This is a genomic window from Acinetobacter sp. LUNF3, from assembly GCF_022699605.1.
In the GTDB taxonomy this organism is placed as follows: Bacteria; Pseudomonadota; Gammaproteobacteria; order Pseudomonadales; family Moraxellaceae; genus Acinetobacter; species Acinetobacter johnsonii.
In genome coordinates this window covers 1,527,068-1,543,666 of sequence record NZ_CP093968.1, presented here as the reverse complement: position 1 = coordinate 1,543,666, position 16,599 = coordinate 1,527,068, and the positions used below count along the sequence as shown (strand labels likewise).

Genomic DNA, 16,599 nt, shown 5'->3' with positions numbered 1-16,599 from the left:
TTAGTAATATCCACTCGATGAACCTTGCGCATGTAAAAAGGCTGGAATTAGACCTGTTAATGCCGCACGAATATCCGAACGCTCATTGATCAATTGATGCGAACCCTCTTCCAACATCAATAAAGTTTGTAAGCGGAACTTTTCACGAATAAACTCAATGTTATAACGCCAGTCTACCGTCTGATCCAGTGCACCTTGAGCTAACCAAACTGGAATGCGACAGGCTGGGCGCTGCTCCATTTCCAACATCCATTTGGACATAGCCAAAATCCAATCCATACCCATCATACGAGGTTGTAGCGGATCTTTTAAACGGACAAAACGTAAGAACTCAGGGTTATGGTTATTCCGCCTAAAATGACGCGGCACTTGACGTTTAATTCGACGAATAATGCCTAATCCAACCGAGTTATGCCACCAAGCGGATTTAGCAGGTCGAATAAGTGGCGACAACAACAAGACACGTTGTACATAAGGGTTTTCACGGCGTTCGGCAAACTCAAGCAAATGATGCATCAAAATTGCACCACCCGTGCTCTGCCCTATGCCTAGCCATGGTTGTGGCAACTGCTCAGCATGTTTGACATAGCGCACCACAGCATGTAACACATCTTGATAATGATCAAAATTTTGGATATTCGCAGGTGATCCATCACTGAGTCCATGCCCCGGAAGATCATAGGTCAGTACACTAAAGCCTTGTTCAAGCAACTCTTTAATAATGGGTTGATAAATTCCGCTATGCTCTAAATAACCATGCAACAGACAGACTGAACCTTTGATTTTTTCAATTTTTGGTGCAAAAACTTGGACATGCAACTTAAATAATGACATTTGAACATAACCTTGCCAGTGATCACAGTCCAACGCATCTAAACCATATAAACGACGATAAGACACCATCTCCACCGATGCTTCATACGGCTGGTTTAGATTCAAAGGCATTAAAAGCTGTGGTGTTGTCTCACGGCTAGGGACAGGAAGTTCAAGCTGTGTGAGTACCGACGGATTTAAAAAAGGAAGTTCAGGCATTATGGAATCTCCCGACAGTCACTCGAACCCAACAGTACATCGCGTATCGTTGCGAGCATTTCATAATTGGCACGGCGACTATGATCATAATTTTGTTCACTTGGACGCCATTGGGTTAATTGAGTCGGCATAGGCGCCTCAATCGGCTGTGTTTCGATACCATTTAAAGCAAATAAACGGCGTGTACGTGGCATATGATATTGATCCGTAATTAAAATCACTCTAGGCGCACCACCTTTTTTCTGCAACAGCAAAGAGCTAAAGCGCGAGTTTTCGCAGGTATTCATACTACGATCTTCCAATAGTTTCGCATCGACTCCACGTGCCTTTAACCATTTTTGCATATACGGGGCTTCGACACCGCTAAGCACAATGGGCAGCTTGAACTGTTTTTCGACCTGCAATGTGGTTTCAAGACGTAGTCGCGTATATTCATTCACCACAATATCTTTACGGTTTTTATCTAAAGTTAATCCACCACCCAAAACGACTATGGCATTCGGCATGTTTAATGCCGCTTTTCTCTCTTCATTTTGTGCATGTATTTGTGCGATGTCCTGATAGATTTGTTCATCTATCGGCTCTTCCTCTACAGTCTCTACTTTATGCGTTTTTAAAAAGTCGAGATAATTTTCCATCAAGGCTTTATTTTCTTTGCTATTCAGCTCTAGCAGTTCTTTGACATTTTCAGTCGGGTCAACCTCAGAACTTGCTGTCTCAATCACCAAAGGAATTTGAGGCTTTTGCTCTTTTTCTTGCTCTTCACGCTGTTCAGAAATAATTAACTGTTGTAGTGCTTTATAACGTGCCTGAATCGTGGTTAGGTTTTGCGAATTATGTTCTTTGATTTGCTCTTCCATCAACTGTAAGTACGCTTGACGGGCAATCCACAAATCAGAACCCGGTTCTAAGCTTTCTTGCTCACTGAGTGCTGCCATTTTTTGACTTTGTGCTGCGACTTCATTGACGTCTACAGGAACAAAGGCATTCAATGTCGCCACAATCAGCTTAGAATAAAAAGGCGTATAAATAAAAATCATTAAACAGCCGAAAAATGCAAACAGCACCGAAGTGATTTGCATTAAACGTACCATTTTATGGGTTTTACTCATACTTTTAACGATCCTGATGAGATTGGATGAGACCCGCTGAATTAAATAGCACAGGCTCAGGTTCCAACAGAACTTTAAATTTATTATACACATCCTGCTGTACTGCACGATATGTGCTCTGTACATCGTTCAAATCTGCATTGGCATAATTCACTAAAACCAAGGCTTGTTTGGCAAACATCCCGACCACACCAAGCTGCTTACCTTTCCAGCCTGATTGATCAATCAACCAACCTGCTGCAATTTTAACATCACCATTCGGCTGCGGATAATGTGGCAATTTTTCAAATTGTTCGGCTAAAAGGTCATAAGTTTGCTGACTAATAATTGGATTTTTAAAAAAACTACCTACATTTGGAAATTCTTTCGGATCAGGCAGTTTACTTTGACGAATCTGAATCACTTGTTGTTGTAAATTAAAAGCTGTTAGCTCATCACCTACGGCTTGTTTTAAGTCACCATAGCTAATTTTCAAATCTTCTTTTTTCAACAACTTGAAGGTCACATGCGTAATCACATAGCGATTTGGATCATCTTTAAAAATACTATGACGATAACTAAATGCACAGTCTTTAGCTTGAATATCGCTAAATGTTTTCAACTGTCGGTCATAGACTTGCACGCTTTCGATGAACTCACCGACCTCTACACCATAAGCCCCAATATTTTGTACAGGAGATGCACCCACGAGGCCTGGAATCAATGCCAAATTTTGTAAGCCAAATAGATGGTGTTCTGTCGTCCAAAGCACAAAGTCATGCCAAACTTGACCCGCACCAACCCGTATAGTTGTGGTAGTTTCATCTTCAGACAGGTTTTCTACGCCTAGAATGTTCATATGCACAACCAAAGCATTAATTTGTGCGGGAAGCAGCATATTACTTCCACCAGATAGAATCATGACATTCAAAGCGTGTTGCTGTGCATAATCCAATGCGTCTACAAGCTCATCTGGACTGTGAATTTGAACATAATGAGAGGCTATCGCATTTAAGCTTAACGTATTAAAAGGTTTAAGCTGTTTTTGTGTTTCGATTTGCATGCACGAACCTTAATTACTGTTCAAATTGTTGTTTAAAAATACTGACCCACGCTTGGCTGCTCGACTCACATTGGTCAAGAACACGTTCAAAACCATCAAAGTCACCATAGTAAGGATCAGGTAATGCTTGCTGCGGATACTGTGCGTCATGCTCAGACATGAGTGCAACTTTAGCGCGGAGAGATTGAGCACCAAATTCAGTTTGCGCAGTTTGATACAACGCTTGAATATCATCAAAATTACGATGATCCATCGCCAAAATTAAATCGAAATGGACAAAGTCACGGGTCTGTAACTGTCGTGCACGTAAGCTGGATAAATCATAGCCCCGTTTTAAAGCATGTTCTTGACTACGCAAGTCAGGTGCTTTGTTGGGATGGTAATTACTGGTTCCCGCCGAATCGATTTCGATATTGAGCTGATGTGCATCACAAAAATGTCTGAGAACCACTTCTGCCGTGGGAGAACGACAAATATTTCCTAAACAGACACATAACACCTTATAGGGCGCTGTGAATGACATAACCACCTCGAAACAGCTTTATTTTCAAGTGTCTTATGTTAAGTTATTTAGAGGATGAATCCTATAGAAGTACAAAACAATATTGTTGGATAAGATATAAAAAAGGATGCTGTTATGAACCAATTTCAATTTCAAACTGTGCCGAATATTATTTCTGGCTTAGGCAGCATTCAGCAACTCAGAGACATTTTAACAGCACGTCCTTATCAGCATCTGTTATTGGTTACAGATGCAGGCATGTTAAAGCATCAGCTTCACCTTCCCATCTTAGAAATTTTAGAAGATATCTCGCTCACTTATAGTATTTACAGTGAGGTTGAAGCAGATCCGAGTGAGCAAATTGTTTTAAATGCGGTTGATTATGCCAAACAGCAAAAAGTAGATATCGTTTTAGGCTTTGGTGGTGGCAGCTCTATGGATGTTGCAAAAATTATTGCCATCCTCAGCCATCCTGCACAGCAGCAACAGTTAGCCGATCTTTATGGGGTAAATAATGCCCAAGCACCTCGTCTACCCTTAATTTTAGTCCCTACCACTGCAGGGACAGGCTCTGAGGTCACACCAATTTCGATCGTCACCACAGGTGAAACGACAAAGACTGGAATCGTAGCACCCGTTCTTTTTGCCGATGTGGCGATTTTAGATGCGACATTTACTGAAAATCTGCCGCGTCATATTAGTGCTGCTACAGGCATTGATGCGATGGTACATGCGATTGAAGCCTATACCTCTAAAATCAAGAAAAACCCCTATGCCGACATGTTGGCGAAACAGGCTTTAAAACTGCTGAATCAAAACCTCAGTTTGGTGCTAGAAGATGGTCGAAATTTAGAAGCTCGACAAAATATGTTGGTTGGTTCGATGTTGGCAGGACAAGCCTTTGCCAATGCCCCTGTAGGTGCTGTTCATGCGCTTGCTTATCCATTAGGTGGGCATTTTCACATTTCTCATGGACACAGTAATGCCTTGGTGCTGACAGAGGTTTTAAAGTTTAATCTGCCGCTAGCTAAGCAACATTATGCAGAACTGATCTGCTGGCTCGATCCAAAAAGTACAGGCTGTACCGATGGTCTTTCTGATCTTTTCGTCGATCATATGCAAAACCATTTAGACCGCAGTGGTTTAACCTTAAAACTCAAGGCATTGAATGTTTCTGAACACAGTCTAGATCAGCTTGCAACCGATGCCATGTTACAAACACGCCTACTACAAAACAACCCAAGAGAACTAGAGTGGCAACAGGCACGGGAAATTTATCAAGCCATTTACAGCTAAGCCATATAATTAGCTTAGGCTATTTATAAGACGATTTTAAGGATGATATCGATGAGACAAGCTGCAAAGACACGTGACCAATTTCATTATTTTCTACCGATTCAAACACGTTGGTCAGACAATGACCTCTATGGCCATGTCAACAACGTCACCTACTATAGTTATTTTGATACTGCCGCAAATGCCTTACTGATTGAAAAAGCAAATTTTGATATTCACCAATCCCCTATTATTGGTTTAGTGGTCGACTCAGCATGCAGTTTCTTACATGAGTTGTCTTATCCTGAGATTATTGATATTGGTGTGACTATTTCTAGAATAGGAAACTCTTCACTCACTTACGAACTTGCCATTTTCAAATTTGGTCAAGAAACTGCTTCAGCTCAAGGACATTTTGTTCATGTCTTTGTAGACCGTGAAACACGCAAAAGCACCCCGATTCCATCTGAAATGCGGAGTGCTTTGCGCCACTACTTAAGCCATGGCATTACTTAAGTTGGATATTCTGCAATTCACCATCAAAAGTTTGTACAAGACCTTTGACCGTGTCTTCATTTTGTAGTAATTCATGCGCACGTTGAAATGCTTTTTGCTTGCGCTGTGCCTGCATGGTGTACGGCGTAATCGTTTCAACTTCTGCATATTTCACATCAAAACGCGTCTGCGGCCATTCAGCCTTGAGTGCATCTTCTAAAATATGACGTAATTGGGTGAGGAGTTGCTCATAACGCTGTGGAATCATAAACACAGACTCGGCATTAATTTGCCCAGCCATTAAACCTTGTTGAGCCAACTCTTGTACCGCAGGCGATAAGCCACTACTTCTGAACCAATATTCCCACTTCTCCACAGTCCACTCACCGACTAACTGCTGCGGTTGTAGTTGCAAAATATCTTTCGGCATTAAATCGGTTGGTGCAGATGAAACCGGTTCAGATTGAACAGGCTCTACAATAGCAGCAACAGTTTGTAGGCTTTCATTTTCTACAACTTGGGTGTTCTGTACGCTATCAGCAGAAAGCACTCCACTTGCTAAATCAAACGACTCCGTTTGCACAGCAGGTTCAGCTATTACTGCGGCAGGTTCAACGGATGCGTCATTTTGAGTTTCTATGTCTAACGGTACAATTTCATCAAATAAGAAATCATCACTATTTGGCTCATCGTCATGAGTTTGCGCATTAAATTCGTCTGCTTCATCCAAATCGAACAACACTTCATCGCTTGAAGGATCAAAAACGATTTGATCAGATTGCTGAGATGAGTCCACTGGTGGTTTATTATCTTCGGCGCTTTCTGAAACATCGACATCATCAAGTCCAGGCTTAAACTCAGGCTCTACGTCCTGATTTATCGTAGCATCTTCAAATTCTACTTCAACATCTACAGTTTGAGCATCTTGCTGCAAAGCCGTTTCTGGAGCAGTACTCGGTATTGCCGTTTGTTGTACAGATTCAACTACAGCACTATTGGCATGAGCCACCAACACTTCATTTGGTTGTAATGGACGGAACGCCAACATGCGCAGCACTGACATTTCAAAGCCTTGCTCTTGGGTGACTGCTAGCTGTAATTCAGCACGCCCTTTACATGCAATTTGGTAATAAAGTTGCAAGTCTTGCGCAGCAATTTGCTGAGACAATTGCATGATTTTTTTATTAATTTCAGCACTATATTTGAGGCTAAGTTCTGGCAAATATTGTAGTAATGCCAATTCATGTAAAGTCGAAATCAACTGATCCAAAACTAAAGATACATCCAGTGCTTGCTGACGGAATTGCATCAGCAACTCACTCACCCGTTGTTTTTGGTTTTGATGTATCGCAAGGATCAGATCATAAATAATAGTACGGTCGATTAAACCCAACATTTCTTTGACATCTTGGTGCTGGATAGCGCCCTGACCGTAAGCAATTGCCTGATCTGTCAAAGAAAGCGCATCACGTAATGAGCCTTGGGCAGACTCTGCAATTTGCCAAATTGCATCTTGTTCGGCTTGGATGCTTTCTTTATTTAAAATATTCCCCAGATGCTCGGTAATTTCATCTACAGCCAACGGGCGTAGTGTAAATTGCAAACAACGCGAAATCACAGTAATTGGGAGCTTTTGCGGATCTGTCGTTGCAAAAAGGAATTTCACATGTTCAGGTGGTTCTTCCAATGTTTTGAGTAAAGCATTAAAAGAATGCGTAGACAGCATATGTACTTCATCGATTAAATAGACCTTAAAACGACCTTGTGTCGGCGCATAAGGAACATTGTCTAAAAGTTCTCGCGTATCTTCAACTTTAGTCCGTGATGCCGCATCGATTTCAATCAAGTCAATAAAACGACCTTCATTCACGGCGGTACAGGTTGGGCAAACTTCGCACGGCGTCGAAGTCACACCTGTTTCACAGTTCAAGCACTTCGCCAAAATACGGGCAATGGTGGTTTTTCCGACCCCACGCGTTCCTGTAAATAAATAAGCATGGTGCAAACGTCCGCGCTCCAAAGCACTGGTTAGCGCTCGAGAGACGTGGTTTTGACCCACTAGCTCATTAAAATTACGAGGACGATATTTCCGTGCAAGTACTTGATACATGTATGCTCCTTTTTATAGGCCTAAGCATACTGTTTTTTTGTCAAAGAGTGAATGAATTACTTCACCCCCTTCTCGCATTTCTAAGCTATAAAGCTGATTTAGATCAATAATTCAAAAACCATTAGCTCCATTTTTATCCCACTCCCTATCTCAAGCTATTTATGTATTTAGATTATGGATTTGAAATAAAGTGAGAGCTTTGGAAAAGCAAAAAGATGTAAATATTAAAATGAATTTCTAAAATACAGATATTTAGAAAATTAAGCTGGTTTCACCAAAACAAAATCACTCTGCATTTGGTATTTTTTTCCAGTCACATCTTCACGTATTTCTAGAACACGATCTTCTAAATCGACATAAAGTAAGTTTCGCGTTGTCACATTCACCAACTCTACCTTTTGCTGATCTTGAGCATTAAAACGAAGTGGTCCAGTCAAAGTTTCGATTTCATTATGGCCACTCAAACTTTCTCGTTTTAGGGTGTAGGTCATGTTTTCATGCAGCTCAAGTGCAACTGCCATACCCGGACAGTCTTCACAACGGGACAAACACCCCATACACGGCGTTGTCCCCTGATAACTCCCAACCCACGCAGGAATAATCTGCTTTTGTTCTGCCACTTGGAGTTTAGACTGATCATGTTGCGTTTGATTCGCCTCGGAACAACCTAAGAGTAATCCTGTAGCAACCAGCGGGATAAGAATGGGAGCCTTCATGTCACAAATATTCAAAACCTAAACCGCGACGAACATAACATATTTTAGACGATGACTAAATCTCAGCCCCGTCAAAACCAGCCTTTTTTGCCTTTTAAAACCGCATCTGCGCAGCGTAAACTTTCTTGGCTCAAAGCCCAAAGTCGATAATCCCCAGTCAAAGAACCTGTAGCAAAGTTATGTGTATAAGCAAAACTCAAGCCTCGCTCACCATCGCCCCAAGCCCCTGAACCATTAAAGCCCATATGACCAAAACCCTGCTCTGCAGTTTTTCCTAAGGTTAATATACGGTGATAACCCAAGCGCCAATGCATAGGTATCGGCATCACCCGATCTCGATCGGTATATTGCACTCGACTCAACTCAGAAAACACATCAGGACGAATCAACTGCTGACCTTTCCAAATTCCTTTTTGAGATAGCATCGCATACACTTTGGCTAAACTATTGGCTGTAAATACACCATTTGCTGCGGGAATGATCGCCTGAATCGCATCATCCTGATAAAAGCTGACCTTTTTCATACCTTTGGGAATCATGCCATCTTGAAAGTCTTGTGGATCTTGCCCTGACCACTGCATCGCTTTATCAAGCAATGAAACTTTACGCACTTTCGTTGGACTTTTTTGATTTAGTTGGATAGATACAGGACGGACAATGGGTCGTGCGATACGTTTTAATTCAGCACTGGGTGCACCAAAGTAAGCCCCATCTAGCTCAAGTGGCTCAACTAAATAGGTTTGGAAGAGTTTAGTTAAAGGTTTCCCCGTTGCTTTTTCTAAAGCACCACCGACCAGCCAACCAAATGACAAAGGTTGATAGGCAGCATCTTCACCAATTGCAAAGCGTGGTTGCGCCCTTTCAAATACGTCTAACATATGCGTCCAGTCCAACATTTCTGTCGCATCGGCGATGTTATTACGAATATCAAATAATCCACTTTGATGACTCAGCACGTGTCTTAGCGTCATCTTCCCTTTGCCATTTTGGGCAAATTCAGGCCAATAATCCGCAATCGGTTGGTCGTAGCTCAGTACACCCTGACTGACTAAAATATGTGCCAAGGTTGCGAGCACGCCTTTGCCCGTCGAATAACACACCGACATAGTATTGGCCTGCCAAGGAGAATCTACCGCTGCCAAACCCGTATAGATATCGACAACTTTTTCACCCTGAAAATATAAAACACAGGCTGCACCGCCATATGCTGAACGAGCATCCTGTAAACGGCTAAACAGATGGGCAACACTTTGAAAACGTGGGTCAACATAGCCTTGGTAATGGTTCGGATTCGCTTGTAAATATTGTTTTAAAATTTTCATTTACACATCCTTGTATTTTTAAGCGGACATAAAAAAGCCCAGTGTAATCTAAACTGGGCTTTTTAAAATTATAGTGCTTTCACCTGTCCCGTCACATGCGGTTTTTGATTCTTACTATTTCGAATTAAGAAAGCGGTATTTATACCTTCTGTCGCGGTCATAAAATCGACTGTTGACGGCAAATACATCGGCAGTTTAAACCAAACATCCGCTTCATAAGCATCAGGCAATGTGATCGAAGCCAATGCTCGCGCTTTACTCCACATGCCGTGCGCAATGGCCTGTTTGAAACCAAAAGCTTTTGCTGTCACCGCATGAATGTGGATGAGGTTGAAGTCGCCCGAGGTCATTGCATAACGACGACCTGTGTTTTCAGAGACTTCCCAGACTGCATTCGGCTGATAATCTGGAGTCGTTGCTTCAACTAATTTTGGTGCTGTTTTACCATCAGTCTTTTGACGTGCTAAATACGTGGTCAATGCTTCAACCACCACTTCATTGCCAACTTTCACCGTGGTAATAAAATCGAACTGAACACCTTTATCATGTGGCTCAAGCGCGCCATATTTACATGATAAAGTGAGGGTTTCATTGACACCAACTTTACGCATTTGTTTGACTTGATTGCGAATATGTACCAAACCTAGCACAGGAAATGGAAACGGCTCTTGCCCCATCATGTGCATTTGTAGGCTTTGCGATAATACGGCCAAATAAATCGCAGGAATATAACCATTATTTTTAAAGCCACATACTTCGTTATAGGCTTTCAAATGCTTTTGATCGACGTTAAAAGAATCCACCACATACTCAACCTGCGGTAAGACTTTTTCACCTTTAGGTTTTTTAAAGATCAAACCTTGAATGACTTTCGGATAAGCCATATATGGTTTTGGAAGTTGACTAAAATGGCGAGTCTTCATACTGAACCTTTGAGAAGTTTTTATTTCAATATTTTTGAAAGCGCCTTCTCCCTCAGGGAGAAGGTTGGGATGAGGGAAAATGCCATCCCATTTATAATATAAAGAATTTATCTCCCCCTCTAAAGGAGAGATAAATTCAAGCTTTTAAATTAAGCACCCAATAAGCTTTGACCACAAACGCGTACCACATTACCGTTTAAACCAGTCGATGCTGTCGCTGCAAATAAAGCAATGGTTTCAGCAACATCTACAGGTAAACCACCTTGGCTCATCGAGTTCATACGGCGACCCGCTTCGCGGATTGCAAATGGAATCGCAGCAGTCATTTGGGTTTCAATAAAACCTGGCGCAACCGCATTGATGGTAATGCCATTCGTCAACGTTGGAGCAGTAAATTTAACCACACCAATGACACCTGCTTTCGACACAGCATAGTTGGTTTGACCTAAGTTACCTGCAATACCTGAAATTGATGATACACATACAATACGACCATTGGCATTTAAACCGTCATTCGTAAGTAAATAATCATTTACACGTTCAATCGCAGACAAGTTAATGTTAATCACCAAATCCCAAAGTTCAGGCTTCATATTTGCCAAAGTTTTGTCACGAGTAATACCTGCGTTATGCACGATGATGTCTAAACCACCTTGAGCAGCTGCCGCAGCTTTGATTTTCTCACCAGCATCGTTTGCTGTGATATCAATTGCTAGTGTTGAACCACCGATCTCACCTGCAACACGGTCAAGATCTGCTTGTTGCTGTGGTACGTCTAAACAAATCACATGCGCGCCATCACGTGCCAAGACATGTGCAATCGCTTCACCAATACCACGGCTCGCACCTGTTACTACAGCCGTTTTTCCTGCCAGTGGTTTCGCCCAGTCCACATCTACAACATCAGCTTTAGATACGCGAATCACTTGACCAGAGACATAAGCAGAACGTGGAGATGCTGCAAAACGTAAAGTGGACTCAAGATTTGCTTCTGCACCTGCATTCACATAAATCAAATGTGCTGCAATCCCCTTTTTAAATTCTTTACCGACTGACTTCACGAAGCCTTCAAGCGCGCGTTGTGCAATCGCTTTTTTCACGCTACCCGCAGTTTCAGGTGTCGTACCTACCACAATCACACGACCAGAAGCAGCCACTTGACGTGCAATAGGGTTAAAGAAGTTATATAACTCATTGAGTTGCTCTGATGACTCAATGCCAGATGCATCAAAAATAACAACTTTGAATTTAGACTCTTTGTCGCCTGCATTAAATGCGCTTAAGTTTAAGCCCACTTGAGCAGCAGCTTGCTGTAACTGTGCATTGTTACCTGCATAGCTATTGGCGTGAACGTTTGCCAACACTTGCGCAATTGCACTAGACAATGAACTGTTTGTTGCTGCACCCAGTAAAACAGCACCTTTAATCACAGGCGTTGCTGACTCAAAACGGTCTAAAAAAGTTGGTGCAGGTAAACCCAAATTTTTAATGACAAATTTACCAATCGGAGATTTTGCAAAAGTTTGGTATTGATCAGTCATGTTCTTATCTCTCATACAAATTAATTGTTGATGGATTCAAAGATATCCTTTTAACTTCAAAGTGATGTCTAGAGTCTTATATTTCAATAGTTCCATCGGTTTCTTTAGAATCATACTTGAGTTATAGATGATATGTCTTGACCTGAAAGCCTGTTGCAATGTCATTCTAGTCAATTCAGCCCTTTTTATAATATGCTAATGTACACCCTAAGAATAGATTAACATGCTTGGAAAAGCCTTATGAGCAAAACAACTCAAGAAAATCCAGCAGTGGAAAAGTCTGCTACAGAAACTGTGTCAAATACATCAAAAAGTACACCGCGTAGAACTAAAAGTACTGGCACAACAACCCAATCAGTAAATAACACGACTAAGCCGACTCGCACTCGTGCTACGTCAACTCGTAGTAAAAGCCCCGCTTCTTCTACAAATGCTTCAAAACCAAAAACTCAAACTGCTGTTCAACAGGATCAAACCATGAGTCAAAACACTGTTCGCCGCGTGGCTATTATCGGTGGTAACCGTATTCCTTTCGCTCGCTCAAATGGCGCATATTTCACCGCTTCGAATACAGATATGTTCACAGCAGCGCTAAACGGTCTTGTTGAACGTTTTAACCTTCAAGGTCAACGCCTTGGTGAGGTGGTTGCTGGTGCTGTTCTTAAGCACAGCCGTGACTTTAACATGACCCGTGAATGTGTACTAAACACTGCACTTGCACCAGAAACACCTGCTTACGATATTCAACAAGCATGTGGTACTGGCTTACAAGCAGCTTTCTTAGTTGCCAACAAAATCGCACTGGGCCAAATTGAAGTGGGTGTGGCTGGTGGTGTAGATACGACTTCTGATGCACCAATTGCGTTTGGTGATGGTTTACGTAAAGCATTGCTTGAACTCAACATTGCAAAAACGGGTAAAGACCGTTTAAAAGCTTTAACTAAAATCAACCTAAAAGACTTGATGGATGCGCCAAAAAATGGTGAGCCACGCACAGGTCTTTCTATGGGTGATCACCAAGCGATTACTGCGCTTGAATGGGGTATTGCACGTGAAGCACAAGACGAACTTGCTGCATCTTCACACCAAAAAATGGCTGCGGCTTACGAAGAAGGTTTCTTCGATGACCTAATCACACCATTCTTAGGTTTAGAGCGTGACAACAACTTACGTGCTGACTCTACTGTTGAAAAACTTGCTAAGCTCAAACCAGCTTTTGGTAAAGGTGATGCGCGTACCATGACCGCAGGTAACTCGACACCACTTACGGATGGTGCGTCTTGTGTGCTTTTAGCGTCCGAAGAATGGGCAAAAGCAAACGGTCACGCAGTACTTGCTTACTTAACCTTCCAAGAAACGGCTGCTGTTGATTTCGTTGAGAAAAAAGAAGGCCTATTGATGGCACCTGCTTATGCAGTTCCACGTATGCTTGAGCGCGCTGGCATTAAACTTCAAGACTTCGACTACTACGAAATTCATGAAGCATTTGCATCGCAAGTTCTTTCAACGTTGAAAGCATGGGAAGATCCAAAATTCTGTAAAGACCGTTTAGGTTTAGATGCTCCACTCGGTTCAATTGACCGCACTAAACTCAACGTAAAAGGTTCTTCACTTGCAGCAGGTCACCCATTTGCTGCAACGGGTGGCCGTATCATTGCCACTGCTGCGAAGCTGATCAACCAAAAAGGTTCGGGGCGCGTACTGGTTTCAATTTGTGCTGCTGGTGGCCAAGGTGTAACGGCAATTATTGAAAAATAATTAACTGTTTTCACTTTTGAAAAAAAGACCCTTGGAAATTGTACTTCCAAGGGTCTTTTTATTTTTTATAGCTGAAATGAAACATTATGGTTAGAAAAAGCATTCCTAAATGCTTCTTCGCTGATTAGATTAAAAACGATAACCTACACCAAGGTAAGTAATTAAAGGATCGATATCGATTTTAGTAGAAGAATGAATTAAACGATTTCCTGTATTTCTATCTATAACATCAATCGTCGTTTTATTATTTAATTTTGAATATGAAACAGACGCCACGCCGTACCAATTAGAAGTTATGTCATATGTTGCGCCAAGACTTACGATTGGAGCAAAGGCATCTTCAGATTTTACTTTTACATAATGCTACCAAAATGTGCATACATGATGCCTAAGCCAACATATGGGCGGAATTTATTTATCCCAGACTGACCAAACTGATATTGTGCTTCAAATGCAGGAGTCCAAGCACGGACTGTCGCAACTTTAGACTTACTTCCTAAATTTGTAATTGGAATATCTTGTGCTAAAGGCAAATCAAGACCTATACCTGTATGACCTATACCTGACATAGGCGCTAATATTTCTCCTTTTCCTTTAATATCGACTTTTGGCGGTATTCCTCCAATCAGCTGTAATGAAACATTATCATTTACATAATAATTCATCATTAAACCGAGCGTATCTGCATCTTGAACTTCAAGGCCACTCCCCCTGCTGTCCATTATTCTAAACCGTATAAGTCTGCACTACCTGACAAAGCATCTTTTAAATAGACCTCATCTGTGACATTCACATTTTTTAACTCAAACAACTGGCTCAATTCAGGTTCGTTCGGATTTTCTTTATACATATCTCCAAGCATATTAAGAATACTTTTCATGGTATCTGCATTTACATCCGAAGGATCAATTGAATTAACAACAGCATTTAATGAGACCGATCCAATATTTGCATTCTTACCATTTGCAATTGGAGTCGAAATATTAAATGGATTGGCCTTTCCTTGAGGCATAGCATGTAACCATCCCGCAGAAACAGAAAACCGTTTAGAACTTCCACCTGTAGCTGAAAAGCCTGACTGTGTAACACTCAGTAAAGCTATAGATACAACTAAAGCGCCTATTTTCATCGTCTAACTCCTTGTACGATATATTTTTTATTTAGTTTTATAAAAACACTTCTTTGTTTTTATATTTAGAAGTTATGTAATAAATAGAGTTACTTATATGATCAAATTGTGATCAATTTTTATCTTTTGTTAAAATATAAAGTATTTGATATCAATAAAGGCCTTACTTTATCAGATAAGGCCTTTATGACTAATTAATGGATTTTTTAATTAATTATTAATGATATTTTGGTTTGTAACCTAACTGTTCTTCTAGGCAGTCATAACACCACTGGAAGATAAAGGTATAAACCAAAATACACATGGTTAAGCTAAAGTCGAGTACGATAGCTTGCCAAATACTCATTTGCATTGCATATGCGACCATTGGGATGGTTGCAAGCATCAAACCACCTTCAAAACCAATCGCGTGAAGAACACGTACGCCGATGGTTCTTTTTAGCTTTCTTTTCGCTTCAAACTTTTCAAAAAAATGGTTAAACACCATATTCCATATGACCGAAGTGACAGCCATGGCAATACCGAGTACACCGGTGACTTCTAAAGGCATATGGAATATGAAACTTAAGGCAACAGCAATGATCACCAATAGGATGATTTCATAGCTGAGCGCATGAATAATCCTTCTTTTGGAAATCAACATTTTTAATTACTCTTTCATGATTGGATGTTGGCTAGTTTATTTTTATAATATTGATTAATCGAGTTAGGTTCTTTCAATAAAATTGAAAGATAGAAAATTATGAATATCAATCAAGAGCAACTGATTATTTTTAAAACCGTCATTGAGTCAGGCTCATTTTCAGCTGCTGCACGCAAGTTGAGTAAAGTACCATCGGCCGTGAGTATGTCAATTGCTAACTTGGAAATAGACTTAAATTTACAACTCTTTTTACGTGAAGGACGTGAGCCCATAGCAACAGCACAAGCCATGACTTTGTACGAAAAGACCGAGCAACTGCTGACCGAAATGAATCAATGGAAACAGCATGCCTATGCCCTAAGCCACGGTTTGGAGTCCTCGCTCAACATCGTAGTGGTATCTGAATTGCTGCATATGCAATGGATCGACTACATCGCGATATTAGAAGCCGAATTTCCCAGCCTACAAATTAATATTTTTTCTGCACCTCAAGAAGATGCACAGAAAATGTTACTCAACGGCACAGCACAACTGGCGCTGATGTTTGAACGTGAGCAACTGGAAAGCAGCGAACAGTTTGTAGAATTAAAACTTGAAACTTTAGTTCCCGTCGCCAATAAAGATTTTATTCTGGCGCAATTTCCACAAGTCAGCTTTGAACAAATCCAACACAGTCGTCAAATCGTGGTTGCCAGTCGCGATAAAAGCATTAAGCCAGAATTGCTCTATTCCAAACAGTATTGGCGGACAGACAACCATCACTCGGCTTGCACCTTAATCATGCAAAACTTTGGTTGGGGTGTTTTGCCCTTAGAAATGTTAAATGAAAACCCTCAGCTCAAAAAGCAGCTGAAAATATTAGATCTGCTGGATTTCACCCCCAAGTTTGAATATTTTGTAGACTTGGTCTGGAGTCGTGAAAGTGAATTGGGCGCAGCTGCACGTTTTTTAATCCAATACATCCGAAATCAACGTAAAAAAGTATAATAACTGCTGTTA

Annotated in this window: 14 protein-coding genes and 1 pseudogene; 4 read left to right on the top strand and 11 right to left on the bottom strand. The window is 41.2% G+C overall.

The genetic code is table 11. The features are described from left to right. The 4 genes from MN200_RS07575 to MN200_RS07560 are packed head-to-tail and all read right to left on the bottom strand — an operon-like array spanning position 1 to position 3,709. A complete protein-coding gene (locus MN200_RS07575; RefSeq protein ID WP_242760475.1) occupies positions 1-1,032 on the bottom strand; it encodes an alpha/beta hydrolase in 1,032 nt (343 codons plus the stop codon). Further along, a complete protein-coding gene (locus MN200_RS07570) occupies positions 1,032-2,144 on the bottom strand; it encodes a YdcF family protein (protein WP_058869703.1) in 1,113 nt (370 codons plus the stop codon). The genes MN200_RS07575 and MN200_RS07570 overlap by 1 nt, the downstream gene beginning before the upstream one ends. Before the next feature lie 4 nt (positions 2,145-2,148). Next, positions 2,149-3,186: a UDP-N-acetylmuramate dehydrogenase gene (gene murB / locus MN200_RS07565; RefSeq protein ID WP_058869704.1), complete on the bottom strand. Its 1,038-nt coding sequence runs from the start codon at positions 3,184-3,186 to the stop codon at positions 2,149-2,151. 13 nt (positions 3,187-3,199) lie between these two features. Beyond that, positions 3,200-3,709 carry a low molecular weight protein-tyrosine-phosphatase gene (locus MN200_RS07560; protein ID WP_058869705.1) on the bottom strand — a complete coding sequence of 170 codons (510 nt, stop codon included), beginning with the start codon at positions 3,707-3,709 and terminating at the stop codon, positions 3,200-3,202. Between the two features lie 114 nt (positions 3,710-3,823). Between MN200_RS07560 and MN200_RS07555 the strand changes: the two genes are divergently transcribed. Together MN200_RS07555 and MN200_RS07550 are read left to right on the top strand one after the other, a co-directional pair. Then, positions 3,824-4,984 (top strand): iron-containing alcohol dehydrogenase, encoded by a 1,161-nt coding sequence (locus MN200_RS07555; RefSeq protein ID WP_242760474.1) that lies wholly within the window; start codon positions 3,824-3,826, stop codon positions 4,982-4,984. A gap of 51 nt (positions 4,985-5,035) precedes the next feature. Next, the gene (locus MN200_RS07550; RefSeq protein ID WP_178927967.1) at positions 5,036-5,479 is read left to right on the top strand and encodes a thioesterase family protein; all 444 of its coding nucleotides are present in this window, start codon (positions 5,036-5,038) and stop codon (positions 5,477-5,479) included. On the opposite strand, the gene dnaX is transcribed toward MN200_RS07550, so the two are convergent. The 5 genes from dnaX to MN200_RS07525 form a co-directional block, all read right to left on the bottom strand. Beyond that, positions 5,472-7,568, bottom strand: coding sequence for a DNA polymerase III subunit gamma/tau (gene dnaX, locus MN200_RS07545; protein WP_242760473.1), 2,097 nt, complete (start codon positions 7,566-7,568; stop codon positions 5,472-5,474). The two genes, MN200_RS07550 and dnaX, sit on opposite strands and share 8 nt — an antisense overlap. A 260-nt stretch (positions 7,569-7,828) precedes the next feature. Next, complete coding sequence (locus tag MN200_RS07540; protein ID WP_242760472.1) at positions 7,829-8,284, bottom strand: copper resistance protein NlpE N-terminal domain-containing protein; 456 nt, start codon at positions 8,282-8,284, stop codon at positions 7,829-7,831. A gap of 71 nt (positions 8,285-8,355) precedes the next feature. After that, the gene (locus MN200_RS07535) at positions 8,356-9,600 is read right to left on the bottom strand and encodes a serine hydrolase domain-containing protein (RefSeq protein WP_242760513.1); all 1,245 of its coding nucleotides are present in this window, start codon (positions 9,598-9,600) and stop codon (positions 8,356-8,358) included. 74 nt (positions 9,601-9,674) lie between these two features. Then, positions 9,675-10,529 carry a MaoC/PaaZ C-terminal domain-containing protein gene (locus tag MN200_RS07530; protein WP_242760471.1) on the bottom strand — a complete coding sequence of 285 codons (855 nt, stop codon included), beginning with the start codon at positions 10,527-10,529 and terminating at the stop codon, positions 9,675-9,677. Between the two features lie 149 nt (positions 10,530-10,678). Next, on the bottom strand, positions 10,679-12,070 hold the full coding sequence (locus tag MN200_RS07525) for a 3-oxoacyl-ACP reductase (RefSeq protein WP_242760470.1): 1,392 nt from the start codon (positions 12,068-12,070) through the stop codon (positions 10,679-10,681). Between the two features lie 240 nt (positions 12,071-12,310). Here MN200_RS07525 and MN200_RS07520 point away from each other — a divergent pair, with 240 nt between their 5' ends. Next, complete coding sequence (locus MN200_RS07520; RefSeq protein WP_058869713.1) at positions 12,311-13,828, top strand: acetyl-CoA C-acetyltransferase; 1,518 nt, start codon at positions 12,311-12,313, stop codon at positions 13,826-13,828. Positions 13,829-13,957: 129 nt separating this feature from the next. Here the strand turns inward: MN200_RS07520 and MN200_RS07515 are convergent. Together MN200_RS07515 and aceI are read right to left on the bottom strand one after the other, a co-directional pair. Next, positions 13,958-14,957 (bottom strand): annotated as a pseudogene (locus tag MN200_RS07515) (OmpW family outer membrane protein). Positions 14,958-15,174: 217 nt separating this feature from the next. Continuing rightward, a complete protein-coding gene (gene aceI / locus MN200_RS07510) occupies positions 15,175-15,600 on the bottom strand; it encodes a chlorhexidine efflux PACE transporter AceI (protein WP_004696918.1) in 426 nt (141 codons plus the stop codon). A 99-nt stretch (positions 15,601-15,699) separates the two neighbouring features. Here aceI and MN200_RS07505 point away from each other — a divergent pair, with 99 nt between their 5' ends. Then, entirely contained in the window at positions 15,700-16,587 is an 888-nt protein-coding gene (locus tag MN200_RS07505; RefSeq protein ID WP_242760469.1) for a LysR family transcriptional regulator, read from the top strand. Positions 16,588-16,599: the final 12 nt, after the last annotated feature.